The 23,821-nt window shown below is 64.1% G+C and carries 10 protein-coding genes; 3 read left to right on the forward strand and 7 right to left on the reverse strand.

The genetic code is table 11. From position 1 onward, the window contains the following. The coding region (locus tag AC1DXV_RS10140; protein WP_477933442.1) for an ImmA/IrrE family metallo-endopeptidase at nucleotides 1-791 on the reverse strand (791 nt) is incomplete at its 3' end. Between the two features lie 5 nt (nucleotides 792-796). Next, on the reverse strand, nucleotides 797-1,837 hold the full coding sequence (locus AC1DXV_RS10145; RefSeq protein WP_477864503.1) for a hypothetical protein: 1,041 nt from the start codon (nucleotides 1,835-1,837) through the stop codon (nucleotides 797-799). A 90-nt stretch (nucleotides 1,838-1,927) separates the two neighbouring features. Between AC1DXV_RS10145 and AC1DXV_RS10150 the strand changes: the two genes are divergently transcribed. Next, nucleotides 1,928-2,965: a TauD/TfdA family dioxygenase gene (locus AC1DXV_RS10150; protein ID WP_477864504.1), complete on the forward strand. Its 1,038-nt coding sequence runs from the start codon at nucleotides 1,928-1,930 to the stop codon at nucleotides 2,963-2,965. Between the two features lie 933 nt (nucleotides 2,966-3,898). Here the strand turns inward: AC1DXV_RS10150 and AC1DXV_RS10155 are convergent. From AC1DXV_RS10155 to AC1DXV_RS10165, 3 genes are all read right to left on the reverse strand, one after another. Further along, nucleotides 3,899-5,095 (reverse strand): DUF6402 family protein, encoded by a 1,197-nt coding sequence (locus tag AC1DXV_RS10155; RefSeq protein WP_477864505.1) that lies wholly within the window; start codon nucleotides 5,093-5,095, stop codon nucleotides 3,899-3,901. 118 nt (nucleotides 5,096-5,213) lie between these two features. Next, complete coding sequence (locus AC1DXV_RS10160; RefSeq protein WP_477933444.1) at nucleotides 5,214-11,603, reverse strand: hypothetical protein; 6,390 nt, start codon at nucleotides 11,601-11,603, stop codon at nucleotides 5,214-5,216. A 3-nt stretch (nucleotides 11,604-11,606) separates the two neighbouring features. Next, entirely contained in the window at nucleotides 11,607-19,106 is a 7,500-nt protein-coding gene (locus tag AC1DXV_RS10165) for a coiled-coil domain-containing protein (protein ID WP_477864292.1), read from the reverse strand. A gap of 696 nt (nucleotides 19,107-19,802) precedes the next feature. On the opposite strand from AC1DXV_RS10165, the gene AC1DXV_RS10170 reads away from it, so the two are divergent. After that, complete coding sequence (locus AC1DXV_RS10170; protein WP_477864293.1) at nucleotides 19,803-20,105, forward strand: hypothetical protein; 303 nt, start codon at nucleotides 19,803-19,805, stop codon at nucleotides 20,103-20,105. Between the two features lie 525 nt (nucleotides 20,106-20,630). Continuing rightward, a complete protein-coding gene (locus AC1DXV_RS10175) occupies nucleotides 20,631-21,332 on the forward strand; it encodes a hypothetical protein (RefSeq protein WP_477864294.1) in 702 nt (233 codons plus the stop codon). Between the two features lie 662 nt (nucleotides 21,333-21,994). Here AC1DXV_RS10175 and AC1DXV_RS10180 read toward each other — a convergent pair. Together AC1DXV_RS10180 and AC1DXV_RS10185 are read right to left on the reverse strand one after the other, a co-directional pair. Continuing rightward, nucleotides 21,995-22,852 (reverse strand): LEM-3-like GIY-YIG domain-containing protein, encoded by an 858-nt coding sequence (locus tag AC1DXV_RS10180; protein ID WP_477864295.1) that lies wholly within the window; start codon nucleotides 22,850-22,852, stop codon nucleotides 21,995-21,997. A 29-nt stretch (nucleotides 22,853-22,881) separates the two neighbouring features. Beyond that, entirely contained in the window at nucleotides 22,882-23,607 is a 726-nt protein-coding gene (locus tag AC1DXV_RS10185; RefSeq protein WP_477933446.1) for a GIY-YIG nuclease family protein, read from the reverse strand. Between the last annotated feature and the right edge of the window lie 214 nt (nucleotides 23,608-23,821).

The following is a 23,821-nucleotide window of genomic DNA, read 5'->3' on the forward strand; positions in this document are numbered from 1 at the left end:
ATACCAGCACCCCGAAGGCGTTCTACGAGCTCGAATGCGGCCTTGTTCGTGAACGTCAGGACCAGAATCTTGCTTGGGTCGACCTTCTTTTCTTCGACTAGGTACTTGACGCGATGAATGAGCGTCGACGTCTTTCCCGTCCCCGGACCGGCGACCACGTTGGCTGCACGCTCCTCGGCTCGAGCGGCGGCTAGCTGATCGGGACTTGGGGGCTTGAGCTCGCTGACACTGGATTCGGCATCAGGCAGAAGGAGCGCGTCTAGCATTTGCTGCCGTGCGAATTCCAACGGAATTCCGAGCTGTTTCGCGACGTTATCTGGTCCTTTGCCTTTGTTTGCTAGGCGGCGTGCGAGGTCACGCGGAAGAAGCAGTTCTCTTGCGTAGACGTTGGCCTGGAGTTCCTGCCTCTCGCGGGCGCCATAGGCCTCCACCTTCATGACGGCAGGAGAACCATCACTTCCGAACAGTGTCTTCAGGTGCGCGACTGTTGTGGGAGCTTTGGTTGCGTCGAGGAACCAGTGCCCAAGCTCGTGCGCGACAAGTCCACAGAACTTGTCGCTCCACTTGGGGATTTCCTTGCTGACGTAGATAAACCTCTGCTCCCGCTGCAGAACAGCGCTGCCTTGCCCCAAGTCGGGGTAGCTTGGCTCAACGGGCTCGATGGCAAGAGTGAGCGCATCTTCAACGGCTGTCAGAAGGTCTTTCGCCGATATTGCGTCGTCGCTTTTCCCTGGCGCCAGCTTCTCGCGCGTTGCCCTGGCTTCGTCTCGAGCACGTTGAAAAGGGTTCATACGCCCTACTCATCAAGTTGGAGGAGTTCTTTGGTCTGGTCTGCCGGAAGCTTGAGTGACTTCACGGCCTCCTCCCACGAAGTCGCCGCGGCGGAAACTTGAGGTTTGCCTTTCTCGGCTTTGAAAGCCGGGACGCGGCGCCCTGCGAAGGTCCCCTCAAAGAATGCGGTCAGTGCCTGCTCCGAGGCCTCAAGAACCTCGGCGAGTCGCCCCAATAGCTTCTTGGGTGCACGGATGGAACCCGCCAGGACCCCAGAGAGCAAAGCAGCGGCGTACGCTCCCACACCAACTTTAGGTGCAAGCTTCCGAACGGCTGGGCCGCGATACACAGCAACTCTCTGTTCAATATCGGCGAATTGAGTCTGCAGGACAAGGCCATGTGCCAAGCACATAGCTCCAAACTCAGACGCGGAGCGTCGATATTCCTTGGCAGCGGAGCGCAGACGAACTCCTAATTCGGGTTCGACACGCACCATTACTTGCTCGGTCTCCGAAGGTTGCCACCGCCGAACTTCGGACGACAACAGAGAGAGCAGTTCCTTGGAACTCTCCGAATACGACCGCTCATCAAAGTCCTCGAACCCGACTCCTGCGAGCTGCCGAGCGACTTCCGCAAAGCTCGCTTGATGCAAGTCAGCGATGTCCTGTACGGATGTCTTCAGCCCCAATGGCATGGTGACTCCGATCGTCCACTGTCGGGCTTTGCCTTTGAATCGCTCGGCCTTTGCATCCTCAAGAGAGGGGATGCGTTCAGGCGCCGAGGAGTGCGACAAGGCAGGGTTGCGCCATGCGTCGGGCCACTCTCCGGTCGGTGTCCTCGTTAGCACATCGGTGAGTTCCAGAAGCACAGCACGAATTGCTTGAAGCGCCGTAGGCGCAGTCGCAGTCCGCTTTCCAAGTACCGGAAGCTCGAACGAGCATTGGACGCCTACCTCGGTGGCTTGCTCGATGTGAGTGCTCTTTAGAACTTCGAAGTAGAGCCCCGGAAGTTGGTCAAGCATCGCTCTTGCCTCTGCGGTCCCCATCGGGTCAAGAGCGGGATTCATTGGCGGCCTCCATGGCGAAGATGGGCGAACACCCGCCCCTTGACAACAGTGTAGGCATGTATCAACAATATAGCAACCCCGGAGGAGCTCATGACGGAGACCGACCTCGCTGCGGCCGTCAAAGCTGCCGTGGACCAATGGATGCAATCGACGCCGCCTGCACAGCGGCGGGCGGAGTTGTTGGCGCCTGCCGGCCTCAGCGCGGCCTTGGGCCTGACCGTGGAGGCGCTTCTGGCTGGCAAAGGACAGAGCGCCGCAGCTGCTCGGGTCTTCGTGTTGAGCGCGCCGTACTGCCATCTTCCGAGCGTGTTCGATGCAACCGCGCTGCTGGTCGATACGCCAGAAGTATTCACCCCGGTGCCGATTGCGGATGGCGCGGTGGCGGGACAGGCTGCGGCACTCGCCGTGCATGGCCTGCTGCGACTGGAGACGGTCTCTTACGGCTCCGAAAATGAAGGCAACCTGTTCGTCAACCTCGTCGCGATGCCCGGAACTGGTGCTGTCGCGGAAAAGTCGAAAGGCGGAATGCGTGGGCATACCGACGCAGTGAGTTTCCCCTTCAACGGGGACGACGACCCCGATGATGGCCGCATCGCCCCGTCTCCCGACCTCGTGACGCTAATCGGGCTGCGCAATCCGAAGGGCGTGCCGACGAGGTTGATGCCAACCAAGGATGTGCTGGCACAGCTGTCGTCGGCGGACGTGGACGAGCTCAAGAAGCCCCAGTTCTCCATCCGTGCGCAGAGGACCTTCAGGCAAGGGACAAAGCGAACTCTGGGCAAGGAGCACGTCGTGATCGACGCCCCGGTGCTGAAGGATTCAAGCGGAGGCACCTACGTGCGGTACAGCCATAGTAATGTCGTGCCGACGGTTACTGGCGGCCCCGCCGAGCAGGCTTCGAACAAGCTGGAGGCCGCCTGCAATGCCAGTGCGAAGCCGGTGGTCGTTCAGCCAGGCGATTTACTCATTGTCAGCAACCGGTTGGCCTTGCATGGACGCGGTGAGGTTGGCGACGACGTCGGCGGCCAGTCCCGATGGCTCCTGCGCACGTATGCCCTCGACACATCGAGCCTGCAAGCGCATAAGCGGCACCAAGGCACCGCTGCGCCACACGTGCTGTACCCGTAGTGCGAGTGGCGCTGGGATTGAATGCCGCTGGCGGGCATGGCGACGTTGAAAAAAGGCCTTCATGCCGGGACGCCCAAAGTCCTCGACTGTGTGTGAGTGCTGACCGGGTGTCTATGGGTTAGTAAAGTCAGTGGATCTGAAGCGCGCCGCGAACGCGCTGTGCGGCTGAGCCATCCATCGAGGGCTGTGCGACCGCCTTCTAGTGCGCGGGCGGTTTTCAGACAGTTCCGATTTGGATCGATTGCGCGAGTTCGTGCAGGTGCACAGCAGAAGTCCGACCCGACCCGATCCACCGGAGGCGCAGTGCGTCAACGAGCGTTCCTGCGTGTCGCGTCGCTTGGCCGATCGTTCGGCTACTTCTGGAACGCTGCAGCGTCCGCATTCAGACGGAATGCGGCCCGTCGATGGCTGGAGGCGACCGACCACAACCGCTGTGTAACCGTCGCTCGGGAGTCATCGACTGCTTGAGACTGCGAGCTGCCCATCGGGGACAAACGTTGAACGACTGCAAAGACTAGAAGCGGTCTTACACATCTCCGCGAGCCCGGTGACCGCTGCACCCTTCGGACCGATCATTGGTACTTCAAAGAGCGCGCGGCGGTCTTGACCGACTCCTTTCCTGCGGGATGAACGCCCGCTCCCTACAGTAATCCTCGACCCTCAGCTGCCCCTCGGCGCTCCGGAGACCTGCCCGACGGCCAACGCTCGGCCCCGCGCTTTTCGCATCCAAGAAGCTGCCGCTCGCGGCTACTGGACCCGGCCAGGGGTGCTGACATCCCTGATGGTCCGGTATGAAGCACCCCTCGTAAGAGTGTCCTCGCGTGAGGAACAGTTAGGCGAGTCAAGGCCGCGCCACGGGCCGTTCGCCTCGACTATGCGCCCGTCGCGCCGCTCCCTGTCGCAGCCTACAGGCAGCCTCAAGATGTATCGATGCTAGACCCGCGTGAAGAGATAGTCGCCGGGCGGGTATGCCGGATCTTCGGGCTGGACAAGACTCTGGAAAGTCCCCTGTGGCGTTTTCTTGACACGCATGCCTGACCACTTCGTGGCGAGGATTGGCCCCTGTAGGCGAAGGACGAGAAATGACGGGTGCGGGTCGCGGGCCAAGATGGCCTGCTGTAGAGCTGCATCCTGGAATCCGAGCATCCGCAGGACGGCCAAATCGTTGTTGGGTCGTTCGATGCGCCATTCAGGTCCCTGCTGAACCACTGGGAGGGTCTTCTTGTAGACCAACCCGGTCTCGGGGCCGGTCTCGGTCCATTCGGCTGAGTCTCCCTTGATTGCCAATGAGAATCTTCCGTTTGCATCTGTGCTACGCCAGGTCCCGGATATGGTCGGCTTCTCCGTGAATGCAAACACCACGGGGGTGTGCACCGTTTTCGCATCGGTCACTAGCAGGAAGTCGCCGCCCTTGCCCTTTGCCTCTGCGCCATTGCGCCAGTCCCCATAAGTTCCGTTCGTTATAGGCCAGCCTCCATCAAACGGTGTCTTTGAAATGCTGTCCGGAAGGGCAAAGAAGCCGAGAGGCTGAAGGCCTTCAAAGTCGAAAGAGTCCATTACGTAGGTGACGAAGTCGGTGACATGGACAGCCACCGTGCCGTCCGCTGCCCTCTTGGCAGTGCCAACGGGGACGGCGTAGAAGTTGAAGCTTCCCAAGCCTCCGAGTAGCGGATCGATTGGGGTGATTCCAAGGTCGGTCACCACGGCACTGCTCTCCACGCGTTGCGCATGGAACGCTTTCACGTCCATGCTCCTGTCCCACTTGATAACACCGAGTTCGACCGAGTTTTCAGCGGTCTTCTCAAACTGCGCGGTGACCTGCGCGATGATGGCCTTCCGCGCATCTCCGCCTGAATCGATCGCAAGGGCCTGGAGGATGCCGAAAGCCATCTTGGCGCGCCCATCAGTGTCGACCTCAGGGCGCAACAGCCAGTCCATCGTGATTCCGCTCTGTTCCGGCCACACCACGACCGAGAAGTCGAAGTGGTCTGGGGGCGTAGGGGCAGCAACATGCGCAGCCAAGCCGAACCAAATCTCCTGGAGCTTGGCGGCTTTCTCCCACTCCATGTTCGCGATCTTCTGGCCGAACGCGCGCATGATCGACGCGATTTGTGTGACGGAAACAGGCATCGGAGTAGCCTCTCTGGATTGCGCGGAAGTGTATGGACATAACCCCACAGTCTCGGAGCGACGGCTGAGCTTCGGGGCGAAACTGGAGTTCGGAGCGGTCCGAACGTATCGAGCGGCCTCAGTTGCTTGGCGACGTTCCTTTCTTGACGAGCTTGACGGGGGGCGAAATGGCGATGAGCCGCGCCTGTGCTTCCGGCATTTGACGCAGCGACGCCACGCTCACCGCATCGGCCGGGTCGAAGGCGCCGTGCGCGCCGAAGAACCAGTCGAAATCGAGGCGTCCACCGAACCCGGCCCCGCTGTCGAGACGTGACACCAGGACGGAGGATTCGGCCCAGAGTTCCGAGGCCACGCCCCCTGTTTTGAGCTGCACGCCGGTCAAGGTGACGAAGATGCCGTGTGGTGTTGCTTTGTTCAGGCTGTCGGGGGCCTTCCCAACGGACTTGACGGTGGCCATGCCGCCACCCTGGATGATCCACCGACCGGCGCGCACCGTCAGGTCAGGTTCGGTGTCGTGGCCTGTGGAGAGGTCAAGATCCAGTTCCACGGCGTGGACGGGTTTGTCGGCGCCGGTGGGGCGAGGGAGTTTCACCACCCACGGCACTCCTTGGCCGGTCCCCCGAACGCCGAAGGTCAACGCGTCGATGTCGGCCAGCGTGCTTTCCGCACCGATGAGCCGGACGTGCATCGACAGCCTCTTCTGATTCGGCTCGTCCACGTTGAAGCCCACCGACACCAGGTCGTGGTACGCCTGCCGGTACTCATCAGGGCAGAGCGCGTTTTCCGGCATGTACACGCAAGGCCGGCTGGGTACCTCGAACTCCAGCAGCCGGGCGAACTCCGGTCGTTCCACGAGGGGCGGCTCCGGCATGTTCCGGGCCGCGAGCATCCAGGCGTCGCGCAACAACTCCTTCGGTTCGCCCAGCCCGCGGATGTGGCGGGAGTAGAGCGCTGCGACGTGGCGTTGTGTCGAGGTCGGGAAGCGTTGTGCGCTCTGGCGACTGCGGACCCAGAGCGGTGTGCCGCCGGCCCGGCGATGCAGGCTCAGCGCCTGGGCGTCCAGCTCGCCTGCCAGTTCGCCGGCCAGTTCGGACACGGGCACGTCTTGCTCGGCGTCGCCGGCGAAGACGGTGTCGAAGTCGCGGCCCGTGCGAGCCCAGCGCAGCGCCGTCGGGGCGCTGGCGTTGATGGGGTGATAGTCCAATGTTTCTGTCCTCGTTCTTGTTTTTGTTTTTCTCTCTGTCCGAAACGTCATGTCACCCCAGGCTAACGGCCCGGACCAATCGATGCTGCCGAGCAGTTGCCAGTTGCCCTGGCCGAGGTCCGCGTTGCCGTCGCCGTTCGAGGTTTGCAGGAGGACGGACAGGTTGGCCAGGCGACCGCTGCCGGGCACGTGCATCAGCGCGACCGATGCGCCTTCCGGAGCGATCGGCATGGAGGCGATGCACAGCCAGGCGTCGACGCTCTTGCCACGGGCCTTGGGCGGGGCAGCGGTCTCGTCAACGAAGTACTTGGGAATCAGGATGTCGAGCCAGACGTGATCGCCTCGCGGCAGGTGCCGGCCCCGCGCAAGCACCTGCGTTTCCGTCTTGTCACCGTTCTCGACTTCGATGAGCGTCTCGTTCGTCCAGTCGCGTTTGACCGTGCCGCTAAACCAGCACGCCGAGTCGAAAGGAATGTTTTTGCGGACGCCCAGCAGGGTGAGGTCGGGGACCAGCCAGGCCGGGTCGAGATGCCGCCGCAACGACACACTCAAGAACGATTCCTCCATCCGCACCGGCTTGAATTCCGCCGCCCCTTCGCTCGTCGGCAGCACCTGCAGCGGATGCAGCATGAGCGCCATGTTCGGGAACGCTTGCCCCGTTCCCTGCGTCGCGTCGAAGGTCAGTCCGATCGGGCCTTGCGCCGACAGCACCAGCGACCGCGCCAGCGCCTCGTCGAGCGGGCGGTAGGACAGGCGGGGGTCGGGGCCTGCCTCCTTGCGTGCATCGGCGGGAAGTACCTTCGGCCCGGACAGGTCGTACCCCACCCCCTGCCGGATCTCGCCGGCCATGCGCTCGGCCAGGCCGCCGAGGTCGAAAGGGCGGTCATGCAGGATGGCGAGGACTGGGGGCGTGGCCGGGCCTGCGGCGCTGTCGAGCGGCGTCGTCGTGAGCGGCATCAGGGCCCGCAGCTGCGGGCGGCCGAGTGTGATGCGGCCGCGCTCTCCCAGCATGGCCACGACCCGCCAGGGTCCGGCCGGATCGGCATCGGACCACGCGGCGCAACGCGCCTCCCTGGCGTTGACCATCGCCCCCTCGTAGCGGGAACGGATCGTCAGGCGATGGCGGAACAGCGTGGCCGAGGGCTTCTCCCAGGCCATCTCGACGAGTGTCGTCTTGGCGGGTTGGGGGAGGAGGGGCGCACCTTGCACCACGTTGTCGGAGTCGGAACGGTTGTCGAAGGCTTCCGCCATGAAGCTGGCTATGACGTGCCGGTCGTTGTCGTCGAGATCGATCTCGAAGGATGGTTGATCCGCTGGCACCTTCCGCAAGGACTGCGGCCTGAACCAGTGCTGGATCGGCCGGCCGGTGAAACGCCAGCGCTGCGTCTCGACGTCGATCCAGCCGGCCTGGCGCCATGTCCAGGCGTCTGCGCCGTGGGGCGCACCGGCCTGCAGGCGGTACTTGCGGGAGGTGCCGATGGGGTCGTGCTGGACGGCGTGCTCGGCCAGGCGTGTCCAGTCGGCACGTGCGTTGAGCCACGGCGTCGCGGATGATGGCGCAGACCGGGTCGTGTCGTCGCGAACGATCGGTCCCAGCATCGCCTCCACTTGCAGTTCGGCACCGGGGAAGCGGGCGTAGAGCGTCCCGTCGATGCCGGTGTGGCCGGTTGCCCACTGCAACAGGCGTTCATCTATGACGGGTGGATAAGCTTCGTTCAACGGATCCGCAACCTCACGCGATTCGAAGTGACGTCTTGCCACAAGCGGGCGCACGTGCAGCTGGGCCACCATGCCTGCAGGAACCTTTGCCGCCAGTGCCGCGCCGTCTCTCTTCAACCAGAGCTTGGCGTCCACGGTAGTTGAGTCGGCCCTGACGGTGAGTGGCGTCTTGCAGGCGTCGTTGATCCTTCGCAGCAGCTCGATGAGGTCGAGCTTGCCCCATCCGGGCAGCGAGTCGAGCAGCTTGCCGATCGACTTCACCTCTATACGCTCGCACGGCGTGACGAGCTTGGCGTCCTTGTGAAGTTGGGTCAGGTCGTCCCGCAGGCTGTCCAGTGCGTGGAGATCGACCTCGAGAAAGCGCACGGCAGGATCGGGGAGGCGGTCCAGCAGCTCGGCGAGTTCCTTGACCTCCGCACGCAGGAGGTCCGCTGTCAGCAGCTTGGTTCTAAGCTCATCGCACTGCTTGTCGGTCAACGGGGACAGCCAGTCGTCGGCGAGCTTGGGGTTGTCCAGCCATCGCTGCACGTTCGCCCACGAAGTCCGGGGAGATTCGATCCAAAGGCTGGCCTCCTTGTTGAAGGGCGCTCGCCACGACGTGCCCTCGGGGGCGCACAGGAGCAGGCGCGACGGCATTGGACGTGATCCACTGGCCGGACCGCCTTGATCTGTGGCAGGGTCGGCCAGCGAGATGCCGCCGCCGTCCGCGGCCTTCGCGACCCGCAACCTCAGCCAGACGCTGGGAAGCACCGTGGACCACGCGCCTGAGGCACCGGAGGACTCCGTGACCTTGAACTGCCCACCCGCATCGCGCTCGATCGTCAGCCTGCAATCGAATCGATCCGAGGGGAGGACGATGCGCAGGGAGGCGAGGGCATCGCTCCTCGTTGCCGCCGAACCGGCCAGGACTTCCACGATGAGTTCGGGCGCGCAGCCTCCCCAGTAGTGGACATCAGTCAGCGCCACCTGCACCGGCTTCCCGGCCTCCGACGGGAGCGCGATCGCGCCAGAGCCGTCGGCATTGCGAAATACATCGAGGAAGAGTGTCCGCTTCGTCGTGCTACCGGCCAGCGACAGCCGCGGGTAGTCGGCCGCGAGTGGGCGGACCCCGTCGAGGCCGACGCCGATCCGTCGTGCGGTGCCTCGAGCGTCATCACGCTCGCGAATGGCCGTGGCACCGATTGCCATGGTGCGGCTGTACATGAGCGAGGTCACATTGAAGGGCCGCAGCGGATCGCTGTTGCCTGATGGCTGCATGACAGGCACCCAGGGCTCGCCGCCGGCGGCCTGCAGATCCACCGGCAACGCGCCGGACCTGCCGACCGCGTGGACCGCCACGTCGTAGCGCGTGCCGTACGCCAGGGAAGGCACGGGCACGTGGTTTTCGTTCAGCTTGGGGTCGTAGTCGAACGTGAGCAGGGCTTCGGGCATGCCTTCCCCCGCGGTGGGCAGTGTCTTCTCGTACGCGCGGGAGGCGAAGGGCACGCCTCGGTATTCGACGAAGAGCTGGCGGCGGCCGTCCTGCACCGTCGTCGGCAGGGGCTTGATCGTGGTGGCCGTGTCACCCCCCAGGGTGGCTTCGGCGAGGTTGGCATGGGCCCAGGCGCTCTGGTCGGTGTTCGAGCGTCGCGCCTGCAGGAGCACGGCGACGCCGGAGAAGACGGCGGCGAAGTCGTTGGCATCCGTCGCGGCGTCGTCCGCGGCGTCGTCCGCGGCGGCGTCGACCAGCAGCTGGATGGCGAGCGGACGGGGCTCGGGGTCGGGCTGGAAGCGTCTGTCCGGGGGTGGAGAGAGGTTCGCGATGACGCTGGCTTGATGGGTGTCGGCTGCGTCGTCGATGACTTTCGTCGCGGCCACGACGTCCTGCGTGCGCTCAAAGAAATCTGTCGCCCGCAGGTTGGGCCGTACCAGCGCGGACATGAGTGTGACCACCGTGGAGTCTTGCAGGGGCGGCTCCTTATCTTGTCCGAACCGATGCGCCCAGAACTTCCATTCCTTAAGCTTTTCGACCAGATTGTTCAGAGTCGTGCTCTTGTCGCCTTGCTCGACGCGCACATCGGCAAGCAACAGATCGGAGACCAACGACCCCACGGCCTGGCGTGCGAGTTGAGCGCCGTCGAGACCCTCGCCGAGCCGCCGGGCGAAGGCGTCGATGGCGTCTGCGTATAACCCGTCCACGTCGATGGAGGGATCGGGAATGGCAGCCCGGAGGATGGTCACCGCATGGGTCACGACACTCGCATGTCGCAACAGCCGCAAGGTCGTGGCCTCGATGCCGGCCTCGCTCGTCAAGGTGTCCTGCAACGTTCCGAGCAGCCGATCTAGTTCGCGGGAGAGCCCGTCGGAGTCTTTGAAGCGGTCCAACGCGTGCCTGCCGATGGCGGCCCATTCGTTCGTCGTTGAGGAGGCAAGCAGCAGCAAGTCCAACCAGTCGAGCGTGGCCGGGATCTCCTGGCCGTCGAGTTGCGTCAACGGCGGCAGCCCGCAGGCATCTCGCAGAGCGTTCAGGTGAGCTAGACGATCCTTCTTGGGATCCAAGACGAAAAGGGGGTGGTGCCGGAGTGCGACGCGAAGGGCGTTCCGGCAATCGTTGCGCGACGCCCCTCCCTTGCTGAGTGCGGCCAGCTTGTCCACCATCTCCCCGAGCAAGGCCCCGTCGCGCGCCTCCCGGCCCGGCATGAACAGCGCGAGCAGCACAGGATCGAGCGCGCCGGCCAGTGCCGCCACGGCCTTCCAGGACAGCCGGCCCACATGCCGCTCCAGGTCCTGGTCGGTGGTGGGGTCCGGCACTGGCCACTCGATCGACGCCGCCAACACGAAGCCGGTGAACTGCGACCCGCCGCGTTGCTCCAGGCGCTCCAGGAAGCGATGGGACTGCGCGCTCTCGTCCGATGGCTTGAAGAAACCCGTGGAGAGATCGATGAGGCTCGTTGGATCGTTCACGAGCGGCTTGACGATCGTGGTCCTGCAGCGAACGTCGCCGGCGGCGGAAGGCAGTTCGATCTCGCTGCCAGGTTCCGGCACTTCGGACAGCGGAACGGTTTTTGGCGCAATGAACCCGACGAGCGACAGCGGAACGATCAGGAGCTTGGCGTCAGGAGGCAGATCCTCCTCTTTGATGCGCAACGTCATCGCGAGACCCAGCCGGTGTGGAAACGGCGCCGGCTGGCTGGCTGTGGCCGTGATCACGTCCTGGATCGACAGCGTGCCCGCAGTCCGGGTGACCTCCTCGCCGACGGCAGGGGCGGTGTGTCGCCAACCCAGCTTGCCCTCGCCGTAGCGGGCGAGCCAGCGGACGAATGCGGTGCGGAGTTGCGCGGCTTCGTCGTCAGGCAGGTCGGCTCGGATGGGGTCGACATCCGCCTTGAGCATGGTCGCCACCACGGTTCCATCGAATTGAGTAGCGACGTAGACCACGAACTCGGTCGTCTTCAACGCCCCGAGAAACCTTTCGACGGATTCGTGCGCAGCGTCATCGCTGGCCGCGTCCGGCGCAACCGACAGCCGCACCGAAAACCCGGCGATGCCATCCGGATGAAACCCGTCCGGATCCTGTTCGACGTGGCAGTAGATCGTGTCGCTCATGAATCAACCTCCCTGTTGTCCCTTGCCTTGCCCTTTGAGCAGCTTCTCCGCCTTCGCGCGTGCTTCCTTTACGGCCGCGTTGCCTTCATCGGTCGGGCCTGCCTGCCCGGTCAGGCTCGACTGCGTCTCCCGCTTGCCCCCCGCCATCCGATAGCGCGCATCGCCTGCGGCCGAGGCCTTGAAGAAGCGGGTGATGCGGACCTCGAGGCGGAAGCCGCCGTTCGCGTCGATGTCGCCGTTCTCCGCGTAGGAAAGCCGCAGCACGACGCTCAGGTGGGCCGACGCGATGCGCAGCACGTCGACCACGCCGACGATGGTCACCACCATCGACACGGTGAGCCCGCCGCCGGAGGCGCCGATGAGCTTGCGGTACGTCAGGGCCGCGGCGAGCGTGATGGCGACCGCCCCGGTGCAGCCCGCGCACGCGAAGCCGAGCGATGCCGAGCCCCCCGCCGCGGCATCGACCACCACCATGAGCTCGTTGCCGAACGGGCGGTAGTCGACGTCGACGGTCAACCAACCGGTGCCGCCGATGATGAAGATCGAGAAGATGAACGGCAGCTCCGGCCGTGCCAGCGAGAAGCGGTTGGAGATGCGGAAGTCGGGGTAGGCGATCAGCTGGAACTGGTTCGAGATCTGGATGTTCTGCAGGCCGCTGGTGCCGAACATCAGGCTCATCGGCGGCATGCTGAAGACGTGCTCCAGGCCCACTGGAATGCCGTCCTGCTTGACCACCTTGAGGCCGCCGATCTCGTCGCCGAAGATCGAGCCGAGCGCGTTCTGCACGAACTGCAGGTTGCGGTTGATCTCGACCTTCTTGGGATCGAAATCGACCTTCAGCCCGCTGCCCTTCGAGAAGCGCACCGCGACCTCGCGCAAGGTGACCATCACCTGCCCACCGACGGCCGCCTCGAAGTCGGTGTTGAGCGTCGCCTCGCCTTCGTCATCGACTCGGTCGGTGTCCTTCGAGGCTTCCAGGCGCACCCGACCGACGAGCCGGGTGTTGACGGCGTTCAGGCAGAAAGGGCCCAGGCTGACGAGCGCCTTTCGCCCCGACAGCGCGGCGTCGATGTCCAGCTGCACCCAGGCGCGGAAAGTCTCCTTGTTGAAGTCGTGGCTCAGGCGCACCGCGTCCTCGGCCCCCTTGGGCAGGCGGCAGCCCTTGAAGAGTCGCTGCAGTTCGAGCCCGCCGCAGTTGCGGAAGATGTCGCCGATGTCGAAGTCGCTGAGGTCGACCGGCAGCAGGCGGTCGCCTATCCGGTTGAACGGCAGGCTGAGGCCCCACGCCTTGAGCGAATCGCCGAGGCGGCCGAACCAGGCCTCGACCTGCGTCGTGTCCACGAGCTGGTCGACCAGGCCGTAGTAGTAGCCCATCTGGCGGCGCGCGTAGTCCAGGTTGGGCAGGGCCGGCACCGAGCCGATGGCGGCCATGGCGCGCAGGATGTTGTTGGGTGCGGCGAGCAGGCCGCCGCTGCCGATGTTGCCGATGGCGCGCACGGCCTGGTCGACGTAGGCGGTGGCCATCTCGCCGGTGCGGGCCAGGTCGTTACCGATGCGGCAGACGTCGCGGTCGAACGACTGGAACGAGTCCAGGAACTTGGCGTACGTCTCAGCGCCCTGGAAGATCTCGTCGACGCCGTTCTTGATTTGCTTGTAGAGGTCGGTGGCCTCGATGTCTTCCAGCGCCTTCTTCAGCAGCGTTTGACCTTGGTCCTTGATGTTTTCCTCAAGCCTTTTGGCCGCGTTCTCGAAGTAGTCGCAGGCGTCACCCAACCCGTTCAGCAAGCCGTCCGCAACGTCTTCTGGCGCTTTCAGTGACTCGACCGCCCGTGTTCGCCATGTCGTCGCCAAGCCGACGAGGCGGTCCCGTGCATGTGTCACGGTCTCTACCTTCACGGGGAAAACGCCCTCCAGATCATCGAGGAGGGGGGTCATCAGCGCCGTCAGTCCGGCCACGACCGACTGCGCGATCGACTCCGGTTGCAGCTTCGCGGCAACGTCTGCCAGCTGGCGCGACAACGTGTCGGCCGCCGCCTCCATGACGTCCGACGCCGTCGCGACGCCGCCCTGTGCGGCCTCGATCATCTCCTCGACTGGAACGAGCACCCGTTCCACGGCAAAGTCGATCCAAACCAGCTCCGACTGCGTCTCGACCCACTTGAGAAATGTGTTCACCTTCTCGTTCGTCTTGACGCAGGCCGATTCCAGGGCGGCGACGAGCTCGTCCAGTTCGAGTGGCAGTGGACCATGCTGCTTGAGCGTCTCGATCCCTTCGTTCACGGTGTTCTGGATCTCGACGACACCGGCCTTCATCTTCTTGGCGGCATCGACCATGGCGTCGTCGACCCGATTGATCACTCGCTCGATCTTCGGGGCCGCGTCCCTCGCGGCGACGGCCGTCGACGCGAGCGCGCCCTCGATGTTCGTCACGTGGCCGTTCAACTTTTCCGCCAGGTCTGGGTGCAGCTTCGCGAGTTCGGCCTTGTGGGCCTCGATCTCCTTGCGGGCCTGCAACACGGCGCCATCCGTGCCCCTGAGCGCCTGGTCGACCGCCGCTGAGAATGACGAGAGCACGTCGAACCATCCCGACACCGCCTCGCGCGGCGCAACGAGCGCGCGGTCGACTTCCCGCAGGGCGATCGCCGCGCTTTCACCCACGCGGCGAGAGACGTCGTCCAGCTCTGAGGTGAGTCGGTCGCGGGCGTCTGCCACCGTGGTGCGCGCGTCGAGCACCACCTTCTGGAAAGCATCGTTGATCTGCGCCGAAAGGTCATCCAAGCGCTGGCGCGACCATGGCTTGTCCCGGTCGATCGCCTCGCGGATCGCGTGCACCTCGCGGGTCGCCTGATCCAGCGCGGTGCCGATCTCGTCACGCAGGTCGCGTAGCGTCGAACGTGCGGATTCGATGCCCTGGTCGGCTTGGCCGATGCCGGCCGAGACACCTTCGAACACAGGGCGCAGCGCGTGGGCGACGGCTGGCGTGATCATGTCCTCCAGCGCTTGGCGGTTCTTCGGAAACTTGTTGAGATCGTTCTCCCAACCATCGACTTGGCGGATGAAACCCGTTTCCCACGCCTGCAGCTCCTGGTCGATGGCCAGCCGCTTCGCGCCGATCGAGCCGGCGATGCTGCGCTTCCATTCGTCGCAGCCCTGGAAGGTGCCCACCAGGTTCTCGAGGGTCTCGTCGCCCTTCGGGAGCAGGGCGACGAGACCGTTGTACGCAAAGTCGCGAGCGTCACTCAGCGTCTTCATCTGCGCCTGCAGCTTCTGCGCGACGCCGGGCCCCTTGAAGGCGGCGACCTTGGCCCGGAGATCTCCGATCGTTGCCTTGACTGCGTCCCGATCAGAGCCCTCCGGCGGCAAGGGGCTGCCCTGCAGTTCTTCCACGGCGCGCATGGCGGTCGAAAGTGCGACCAACTCACTGGGCCCGTCTTCCAGCTTCTTGCCGGGTTGCCACCAGCCGCTGATGGCATCGGTGTCAACGCGTGCGAGCGTCGGCAGTTTCTTCGCCTCGGTCCCCTCGACACGCCCCGCCCGCATGAAGGTGAGGGTGCGCAGCGAGGCGTAGACGGGCCGTTCGCCGCGCGCCTGGTTGATGGCTGTGCGTTGCGCAGCCGGCGCCAAGCGCCAAGTGAAACGTGCGAAGCCGCGTGGGACGGAGGGTTCGGGCACGTCCTGCGCACCCGCCCCGGCGTTCGCCGTCGACGGTGGAGGAACGCTGCTGCTCGGCGGCGGCAGGTTGATCCAGTCGATCGACAGCTCGTGCGGCCAGTTGTCGGTGTCGGCATTGAAGCCCTGGCGCGTGTTCGTGAAGAAGTAGAGGTTGTCCGGGTTCACGCACGGCTGGCTGCTGAGCGCATCGGTGCGGGTGCCTTCGCTCGCCTGCAGGAAGACCACGTCCGGCATCGCGTACACCTGCGGGCGCTGGCGGGCCGCGTGGCGGTTCCACAGGGGGACCTTCCAGCCGCGGGAGTCGACGTTTTCGCCCCAGAAGCTGTCCACCGGGATGATGGTGGAGTTGAAGCGCATGCCCTGCACGAAGGCGTTGGTCGAGGGAGCCGCGACATCGGCGTCGGGATACCGCCGTTCCGGCTGCATCAGCTCGATGTACTCGCGCACCTTGCGCAGCACGGGCCTTCGCGTGCGCGTCTTGATGCCGCCTTCGGGTGTGAACTGGGCGGACGGGTTGACCGTTCTCTCGTAGACCACGACGTGCTTGGCCCGGTGCCACCACACGGCGATCCTCCCGACCACCTCGACCCGCTGGCGTTGCACATGCCCGTTGCGGGTCTCGGTGATGATGGCGACCCGGTCGTTGCAGAAGCGCACCGTCTGGTCGGCGTCGCCTCCGGAAGGCGACAGGGCGATCGACTCGACGTGGCCGCCAGTGGACGCCGGCTGGTCCAGCAGCATGTTGAGGACGTTGAGCGATTCGACGGGCCACAGCGCGCCGCCGGCCAGCCCCTGCGCATGTTGGCGCGGCGACACGCCGGGCACGCGTTGCGAGGGCGGCGCTTTGTGGGCGGCAGCGAGGTCGGCGTCGGTGCCAGCGGTCGGCAGGACCGCGGGGCGGTGCAAGGCGGTGGTCCGAAGCGCGAATCGCGCACCCTGCTCGAAGCGTGCGGGTGCGAACGGCACGGGGCTGTCGGGATCATCGGCCCACACCTCGAGCCGTTCGGGGCGACGTAGGAAGGCCTGGTGTATGCGGTCCCAGCTGTCGGTCGTCCGGGAGTCGCGCCGGTCCAGGACGGAGCCGGTCAGTGCCTCGATCTCGGTCACGCGGGAACGCCGTGACGGGCCGCGCTCCGCGTCGGGCCAGAGGCCGATCGACAGGCCGTAGACGAACTCTGCACGCATTGCGACCATCGCGGCACCGGTACCGCCTTCGGAAGAACGTGAGAAGAGCTGGCGGCTGGCCCACTCGGGCAACAGGTAGTTGCGCTCCACATCGGACGGCCGGACCCACAGGTCGGCCGGGGGCGTTAGGCGGAAGTCCACGAGGTGCCTGCGCTCCGCGCCGTCCTGGTCAGGCGCTTCTTCGTCCGGGTACGGGCGCTCGAAGCCCAATGGGCGCCGATCGGGGTCGAGGTCGTGGATTTCCAAGCGCCGCGGTTTGTCCATGCTCTCGCCGACAGATTGCGGCGGCAGCACGTAGTGATAGGCAGCACTGGTGACGAGCGTGGTCCACCGGCCGGTGGTGCTGTCGTAGCGGGCGACGGTGCTGTTGCCCTCATCGCCGCGCTCGTCCAGCGGCAGTGCGTGGTACCGCATGAAACTGAAGGGCGTGGACGAGAACATCACGGTGGGCTTGCGCGCGGCCTCGCCCGTGTTCGGGTTGCGACCGCGGCGGTCGATGAGCTCCGCCGTCAGTTCCCACGACCTCGGGTCGACGAGTGGGTCGCCGGACATTGATTCGGTAACCTGCAGGTGCCAGGGCGCCGCGGCGTGGTCGATAGCCGCAGTTCCTTTGACCGCGCTGGCCGCCTCGTCGAGCAAGAGCACCGGCAGCCGGCGTGCGCGGGCGTCCTCGGCGCTGTCGTGGTTGATCGGCTGGACGTGGTCTACGGCCATGCCGAGTTGCAGCTTGAAGTCGCCGCCTCGCCGCGGCAGCAGCGAGGGCAGTTCGCCCTGCAGCGACCATCCGGGTGCGCCCGTTCGTTCGCCCATGAACAGCAGCGACGCGTCGCCTCGGTGAGCCGGGGAGAGCAGCAGGGCCCGCTCCCACTTCACGTGCATGTCGGCGATCAGGCCTTGTCTTGACGCATCGGCGTCGGCGCGCTCGTCGTGCAGCCTAAGGGCGAAGAATCGCCGGTCCCGGCGTGCCAGTTCTGCGTCGGCGTGCCTCGCACGCAGATCGATGGACTTTCCACGCGGGCCTTCGAGGTCGAACGCCGGCCAGCGCGCCTTGAACGCGAGCTCGTTGACCTTGGGGGGATGGAAGATGTCGGCCGGTTGCAGGCTGGCGTGGAAGATCGGCTGCATGCGCCATGTCACGGGCTTGCCCCAGCCGGTGAAGATTGCGGCGATGTGGACGCCCTGCTCGGTCGGCTTCGCCACGCTCTCCTCGGCGAACAGGCCGAAGTGTGCTGGGCCCTTCGTCAGCAGCGTCAGCTCCGGCAGCAGGGACAAGGGCCTGGCGGGTGACAACTGGGCCTGGCTGGCCAGCGTCAAACGCATCGCGGCGATCGTCTGGCCGAGCATGCCGGGCAGCGTCCGCACCTCCGCAGGCGCGTTAGAGGCGTGTTCGGGAAGTCCGTCGCCGGGAAGGGCGGGCGGCAGCTTTTGTGGGCTGCCGATGTTCAAGCGCACCCTGGTGCGGGCTTCGGCCGACTGGATTTGGGTGTCAGCGATGTTGCCGGTCAAGGTGGCTTCGACGTACAGGCTCGGGCCGAACGAAAGCCATTGGGGGAGTTCGTCCGGGTGGCGCGACTCGCCGTCGTCCGGGACCTGCAGATGGAATTGTTCGTTACGGATGCGCAAGCGGGAGTCGTGGCGCGTGTCGACGGATGTCACGCCGTCTTCGAGCCGGACGGCGACACGCTGCCGAATGCGGAATCCCGGCGGCAGGACGCCGTCCCCCGGCAAGCCTTCCAGAGACAGCCCGGGGAAGCGCTTCAAGCCGGGCGTGCTCGCGAATTCCGTCGAGGCGGTGAACTTGTTGCGGGCATCCGTCGCTTTCTCAAACACAACTGGATAGCCACAGTCACTGAGTACCGAAGACAAGACGTGCGAGGCGTCCGGCCAGAAATCGTCGGGCTCCACGATCACGTTCTCGTTAGAGGCCTTGTTGTAGGGCGAGGGAGTCCAATGCAACCGGCCGAGGTCGACGCCTTTCGGCGTGAAAACCTCATTCTTGCTCTCGCCGCGCAGTCCGAAAGGCAGGCTGCGAACCACTAGGCCGCCGTTCGACGTCGCGGAGAGTGTCGGCAGGCTGGAAGCGTAGACCGCACTGAACGCAAAGAAGGCCTTGTCGACCTTTGCCTGTTGAGCGTTGGCCGGCAGCGGGAGCGGCACCACGAGGTCGAGTCGAAGACTGCTGGTCCCATCCGGCCATTTCTCGTTGCCGATCTGCAAAGTGCTATGGCGCGCCTTGCCCTCCCAGTCCATCGTCGGCACCAGCGGCACCCGCAGGGTGGGGTAGTGCATGTTCTCATCGGGTGCGAACTGATCGAGTACGCTGATCCCATCGAACTGCAGCCGGGGTCCGCAGGGCTTGCCGGTCTTCCGCGTGAACCGCAGGGTCACCGTCTTGCCGTCCGGCTCGAAGAGCTTCACGAGCTCGAGGTCGCTCAGGTCATAGAGGTCGGCCACCTGAGCCTCTTCGGTCTTGGCATCGACGGGAATCCAGCGGAGGTGTCCGTTCCAAACCCTCTTGTTCTTGCCCGCGGCCTCCTCGAGGTAGTGGATCTCCACCGATCCTTCGCGCGACGACTTCGGCTCGCCATCCGTGAGAGGCGGCCACTGGAATGTGCCGTAGCACCGGAACGCAAGGAACGTCTTCATGTCGTCAGCTCCTGTCTTTTCGGATATCGCGCGCGCAGCACCGTGCTTGGCGCCGGGCGGGACTGCCGTCGCTGGCGCGCCGGCAGAATTGCCGGGTGGGGCGGATCAGGGGAGTGGGACGACGCGGACAGCGTAGGGCGGGCTGCCCTGCTGTGGGGTCACTGGCGTCGTGGTTGGGACTTGCGAGTGGGGTCTGCTTCGTGACCTGTCACGAGACACGACGACATGGACGACGAGGTACATCTGTGACGCTCCTGCTGCGATGGAACCCGCGCGACACGAGTGCCGTACCGCGCATCCGCGAGGCAGGTAACTTGAAATGGGCGCGGGCGACTGGCTGGGCTGCTGGAGCATCCCATTGCATTGACCGGCTCGCTACCCCCTAGTTTGAATTGCACCCCGTATGCGTGCTTCAACGGGACAACTGCTCGGGCGGCTCGGACGCCCGCACCGCGATGCCCGGGGGCCAGCGCCGTGCTCAGGAACCACAGGACCTCGACGCCAACAGCCAGACGGCTCCTGCCGCTTCGCCGACCCGCATGGCGCGTCGCGTCCAGGCTCGGCCGCTCGGGCCGACTCGCAGTCGAAGCGGGCTACGATTGGGCTTGTACGAGAACGCTGCGCACGTGCACGTGTCGGTCACCAAGTAGGCGCGCGGCGTCGGCGGCAACTTCGACAAACCAAAGGAGAATCACGATGACGTTTTGGACCATCATCGGCACCGGGCTTGCCGACGTTGAAGGCAAATCCTTTGGCGTCACGCTCGACACGGACATCAAGGCCTGGACTGCGAGTGGCCCCAGCGTTGGGCTCTTCTTCAGTGTGAAGTCCGGCTCCTATGCAGTCGTCGGCGTGCCGGAAATCGGTGTCCAGTTGGTGACATCGCCTGGCAAGGAAGCGGCGTTCTTCCACGACCTGACCGGCACCAGCGCCGTCGGCGCCTCGGGCGAGGGACGCGCCAATGGCACCAAGTTCAGGTGGAAGCTCGACAGCAAGTGACAGGGCCCGGGCCTGCGTGCCCGGGATCGTCGAGTGGGGTGTTGCTCAAGCAAAGAAGAGTTGGCTGACACCTCGCTTCGAACATCTAAACCCAGGGGTCAGTTCTGGGTCAGCGTCAACACATTCAGGGTCGAAAGCGTGAGCTCGCCCGTGTAGACACCGGTCGTTAAGCTGGACCAGTTTCGCATCTCTGCGAGCGGTCGATCATCTGGCACGGTCGCCGCCTATTGAATGGCAGGTTCCCGGCGCATATCGCGCTTTAAAGCTGCGGCGTCTAGGGGCAGCAATCGCTGCAAAGCCGTCGTCTGGGAGTGACCGACTGCTTTAGACCGCCCTGTTCTGCGACGTTCGAATTCGGCAAGTCGAATGGCGACGCTCACCGAAAAGCAGAAGTGGGGTTCCAAGAGGTTGTGGGACCGGCCTAGCTCATTGATCCCGTCATCATGGAAGGGCATCGTTCACTTCTCCTCTTGCTTCACTCCGGCATTTTCAGTCACATTTAAGGTCAAGATGAGGAGGCTCGGAATGCGCATGAATGTCGCGCGAAGACTTGCTGAAGGTGTCGGAAGCTGGCTGCACCTGGAGTTTTGCTGCTACCGCGCGGGGTTGTTGTCCGAGGTATCGCTCAAGGCTGCGGTCGGTCAAGTTCTTAGCTCTGTGCCAATCAATACGAAGGGCGCCAGAGCGCATTCAGATTTTCCGCACGAGGCAATTAATGTCTTCAAGAAGACCAACACAAAGAAGGTCGATTTCGCGTTGGTGCTTGCAGGAGATGGAGTTCCAAGGAGGAACGCACAAGTAGTTGTTGAAGCGAAATGGGCTGGCTCGCCTCACTGCGCTCCTGACAAGATCGTGGAGGATTTCGTGCGTCTGTCATTGATCAAGCGAATGGATCCCGACTGCGCCTGCGTCTTCGTACTTGCGGGACACCACAGAAGCGTTGAGAAGATAGTTGCCGAGGTGCCATTCAAGACTGAAGGCGAGCGCAACTACGGCATTGGATCGGACTCGATTCAGAAAAGGTTCAACTTCGCACGCCCGTTGAAACTCAGCAAAGCAAGCTCAAGCGAATCAATCGGACTGGCATGGAAGGCCCTCGGCTACAAGGTGCCTAGGTCAATCGTTGTTGATTCATACCCCGCACATCCTCTTCAGACTCATACAGGCACGGTCGACTTTCAGGCGCGGGCCTGGAATGTTGTACGGGTGGATGCGCATAACCTCTGAACGGACCGCTCCGCCTAAGTCCACATAACTCGCGTTTGAACGCCGACTCAGGCCTGGTTGCACCGGTCGGTCTCGAGCATGCCAACGGTCCACCCGCGCTCAATATTCAGTCGGCGCCGATACCACATCAGTCACTAGCTGCCCCTTGTTTTCAGCAGGCGGGTTCGTCACAGACTGCCCGTGGCCATGGTCTCGTTGAAACGGTCGGAAGTGCTTGTTCGGGGCTGTGTCCGCACCTACCAGAGGTGGAACTTCCTGCTCTCGGTGCGCACTGTCAGCGCAAGATCAGCGCTATACCGCAGTTGTCGCCCAGTCTCCCGGGGCGCTCCGGTCCCCAGCCCGCATTCCAGTAGGAGAATTCGGCGACGACTTGGCCCAGAACTGGCGGCCGTCCACGTGCTTAAAGGACTGGCTCCATTCGCCGTCCGCGCGTTCGGGGAGGTGGAGGACCTCACGGTCTGAGCAGTAGCTGGTATGCAATGGGATGGACGCTCCTTCCGATCGAGTGGTTGCTGACACATCCACTGTGGCACTTCGATGCCGTCTACGGGTGGGGGCGTCCCCATTGCATACGACCGCAACCGCTGCAAAGCGACCGTAACCGTGCCTTCGCGCCTCACACAAGACTGTCAAGACCGCACCATCAATCCGTCCTCGAGTCGCTAGTGACTTGCATACCTCACCGGACTCTGAGAGCCTTGCCCACCGCCGGTCCCCAGCACAGTGCCTAGGTTCCGATCCTTGAACGGCGGTCCCGCGAGTCCGCCTGGATCAAGAGCGTTGAAGGCGATGCGTCCATCCGGGTTGGGGCTCTCCCACCCGCCGACCTCGAACACCGCGCGAACGATGCCCCATGCGTGGACCACAACAATGCGAACCCGCCCCGCCCTTGCCGAAGACAGCCGCCACCAGCCCCTGGTCACGGCGTACACCGAATTCTTGTTCGACGCGACCTCACCCCAGCGGCGGTTGATGTTCAGGAAAAGTACCTCCTCGCCTTCTTTCCATCCGGGCAGGTCGCTCATACGAAAGCTCTGGCCGTGCGTCGCCTCCACATCCTCTACGCTTCTAAACGACGCGAAGCCATGTCCGGCCTGTAGGTTGGTGAGGGGCGGGACTGCTCTGTCGAGCGACGACAGGTAATCCAGGACGTCGATGAGCGCACCCTCCACTCGCTGTGCCTCCTGTTGCGTAGAGATGCCGTCGCGCACGATGGACATCCTCGGCAGTCGCCCAGACCTCAGGATCGCGGCAATGGTGCCGAGCTTCTCCGAGTGTTCAGGATCCGTCTCATCGTCGGCGATGGTCTGCAGCGCCCCGTCGGCCATAAGCCGCACTGCCGAAATCAAGTGGTCGTACACGCGCTGACCCTGACCTTCGCCTACGTAGAAAACGTGCCCGTCCAACGGATGCATAAGCGGGTAGACGTAGTGTCTTAGGTGCTCTGTCGTACGGGGCGAAAACTCGAGCCGTTCATTGCGTATCCATTCGAGATCAGGCGGAAGATTCTTTGGAAGCATGTCGGATCCTTTTCATCGTCAGCTCACCGTCAGGCCTTGCCCTTCTTCCTGCGCTGCACGCCGAACTGCTCCATCCGCGCGTTCAACAGGTCGTTGGCGAAGCAACGCATCAACATAGCCTCCACCTCGTCAATCATTCCGTCGACGACGGCGTAGGCGCTGATGTACGTCGCGATGTCAGAGAGGGCCACCCTGACCTTCACGATCTGCCGGCCCTTCTCTTCGTAAGTCCGGTACTGGTGGTTGGTGGTCGGATGATTTACGCGCCGTATCGCCTGAACGTCCTTGCGGTCTCGGTTGTAGGCGTTGGTCGCCTCTCCCCAGAGGGTTAGGCGCTTGGCTTTCCCTACATACAACGCCCTGCCGCGGCTATCGAAGAAAACGTAGATACCATGTGTCGACTCAAGCTGTTCACGCAGGCCCTGGCGGTAGGTGTTGTTCTTGGTTTCGAAGAGCCTCAGTCTGTCTCCGTCGCCGCAGCCATCCAGTTCATAGAACTCGACGATGGGCCGTACGGCGGTAGCTTGGATCTCCTTTTGGCCGGCGAGATAGGCCTTCTGAACCAGCGTAGTGATCTGACGAGGCGTCAGTTGCACGGATCGCTTCAGTGGCTGGATCGCCAAGCCGCCGAGTCGGCTGGACAAAGCGACGTCCGTCAGCGGCGGGGCCGATTTGGTCTCCCTGAACTTTCTCTTCAACGCAGCAATGACGTCGCCACCGCTTGCGCCTCCCTGGCGTCCGTTGGTCGTGGCCATTGACTTTGGCGTTGGATGTCGCCCCTCATGCAGAGACACGCAATGTACGAGGTGTGCGCTGAACGGCTTACCCTTCAAGTGAGGGTATCTGGCGCCTATGTGGGCGGTGTGCAGTACAGCAACCGATCGGATGCAAGCATCCACGGAGCCCTGGGCGAATGTCCGGTTCGCCGCCGGGCATCCCTACGCCTCGAAGGGGGCGCAGGGTCGATTG

The organism is Rhizobacter sp. P3_C12 (genome assembly GCF_056402735.1).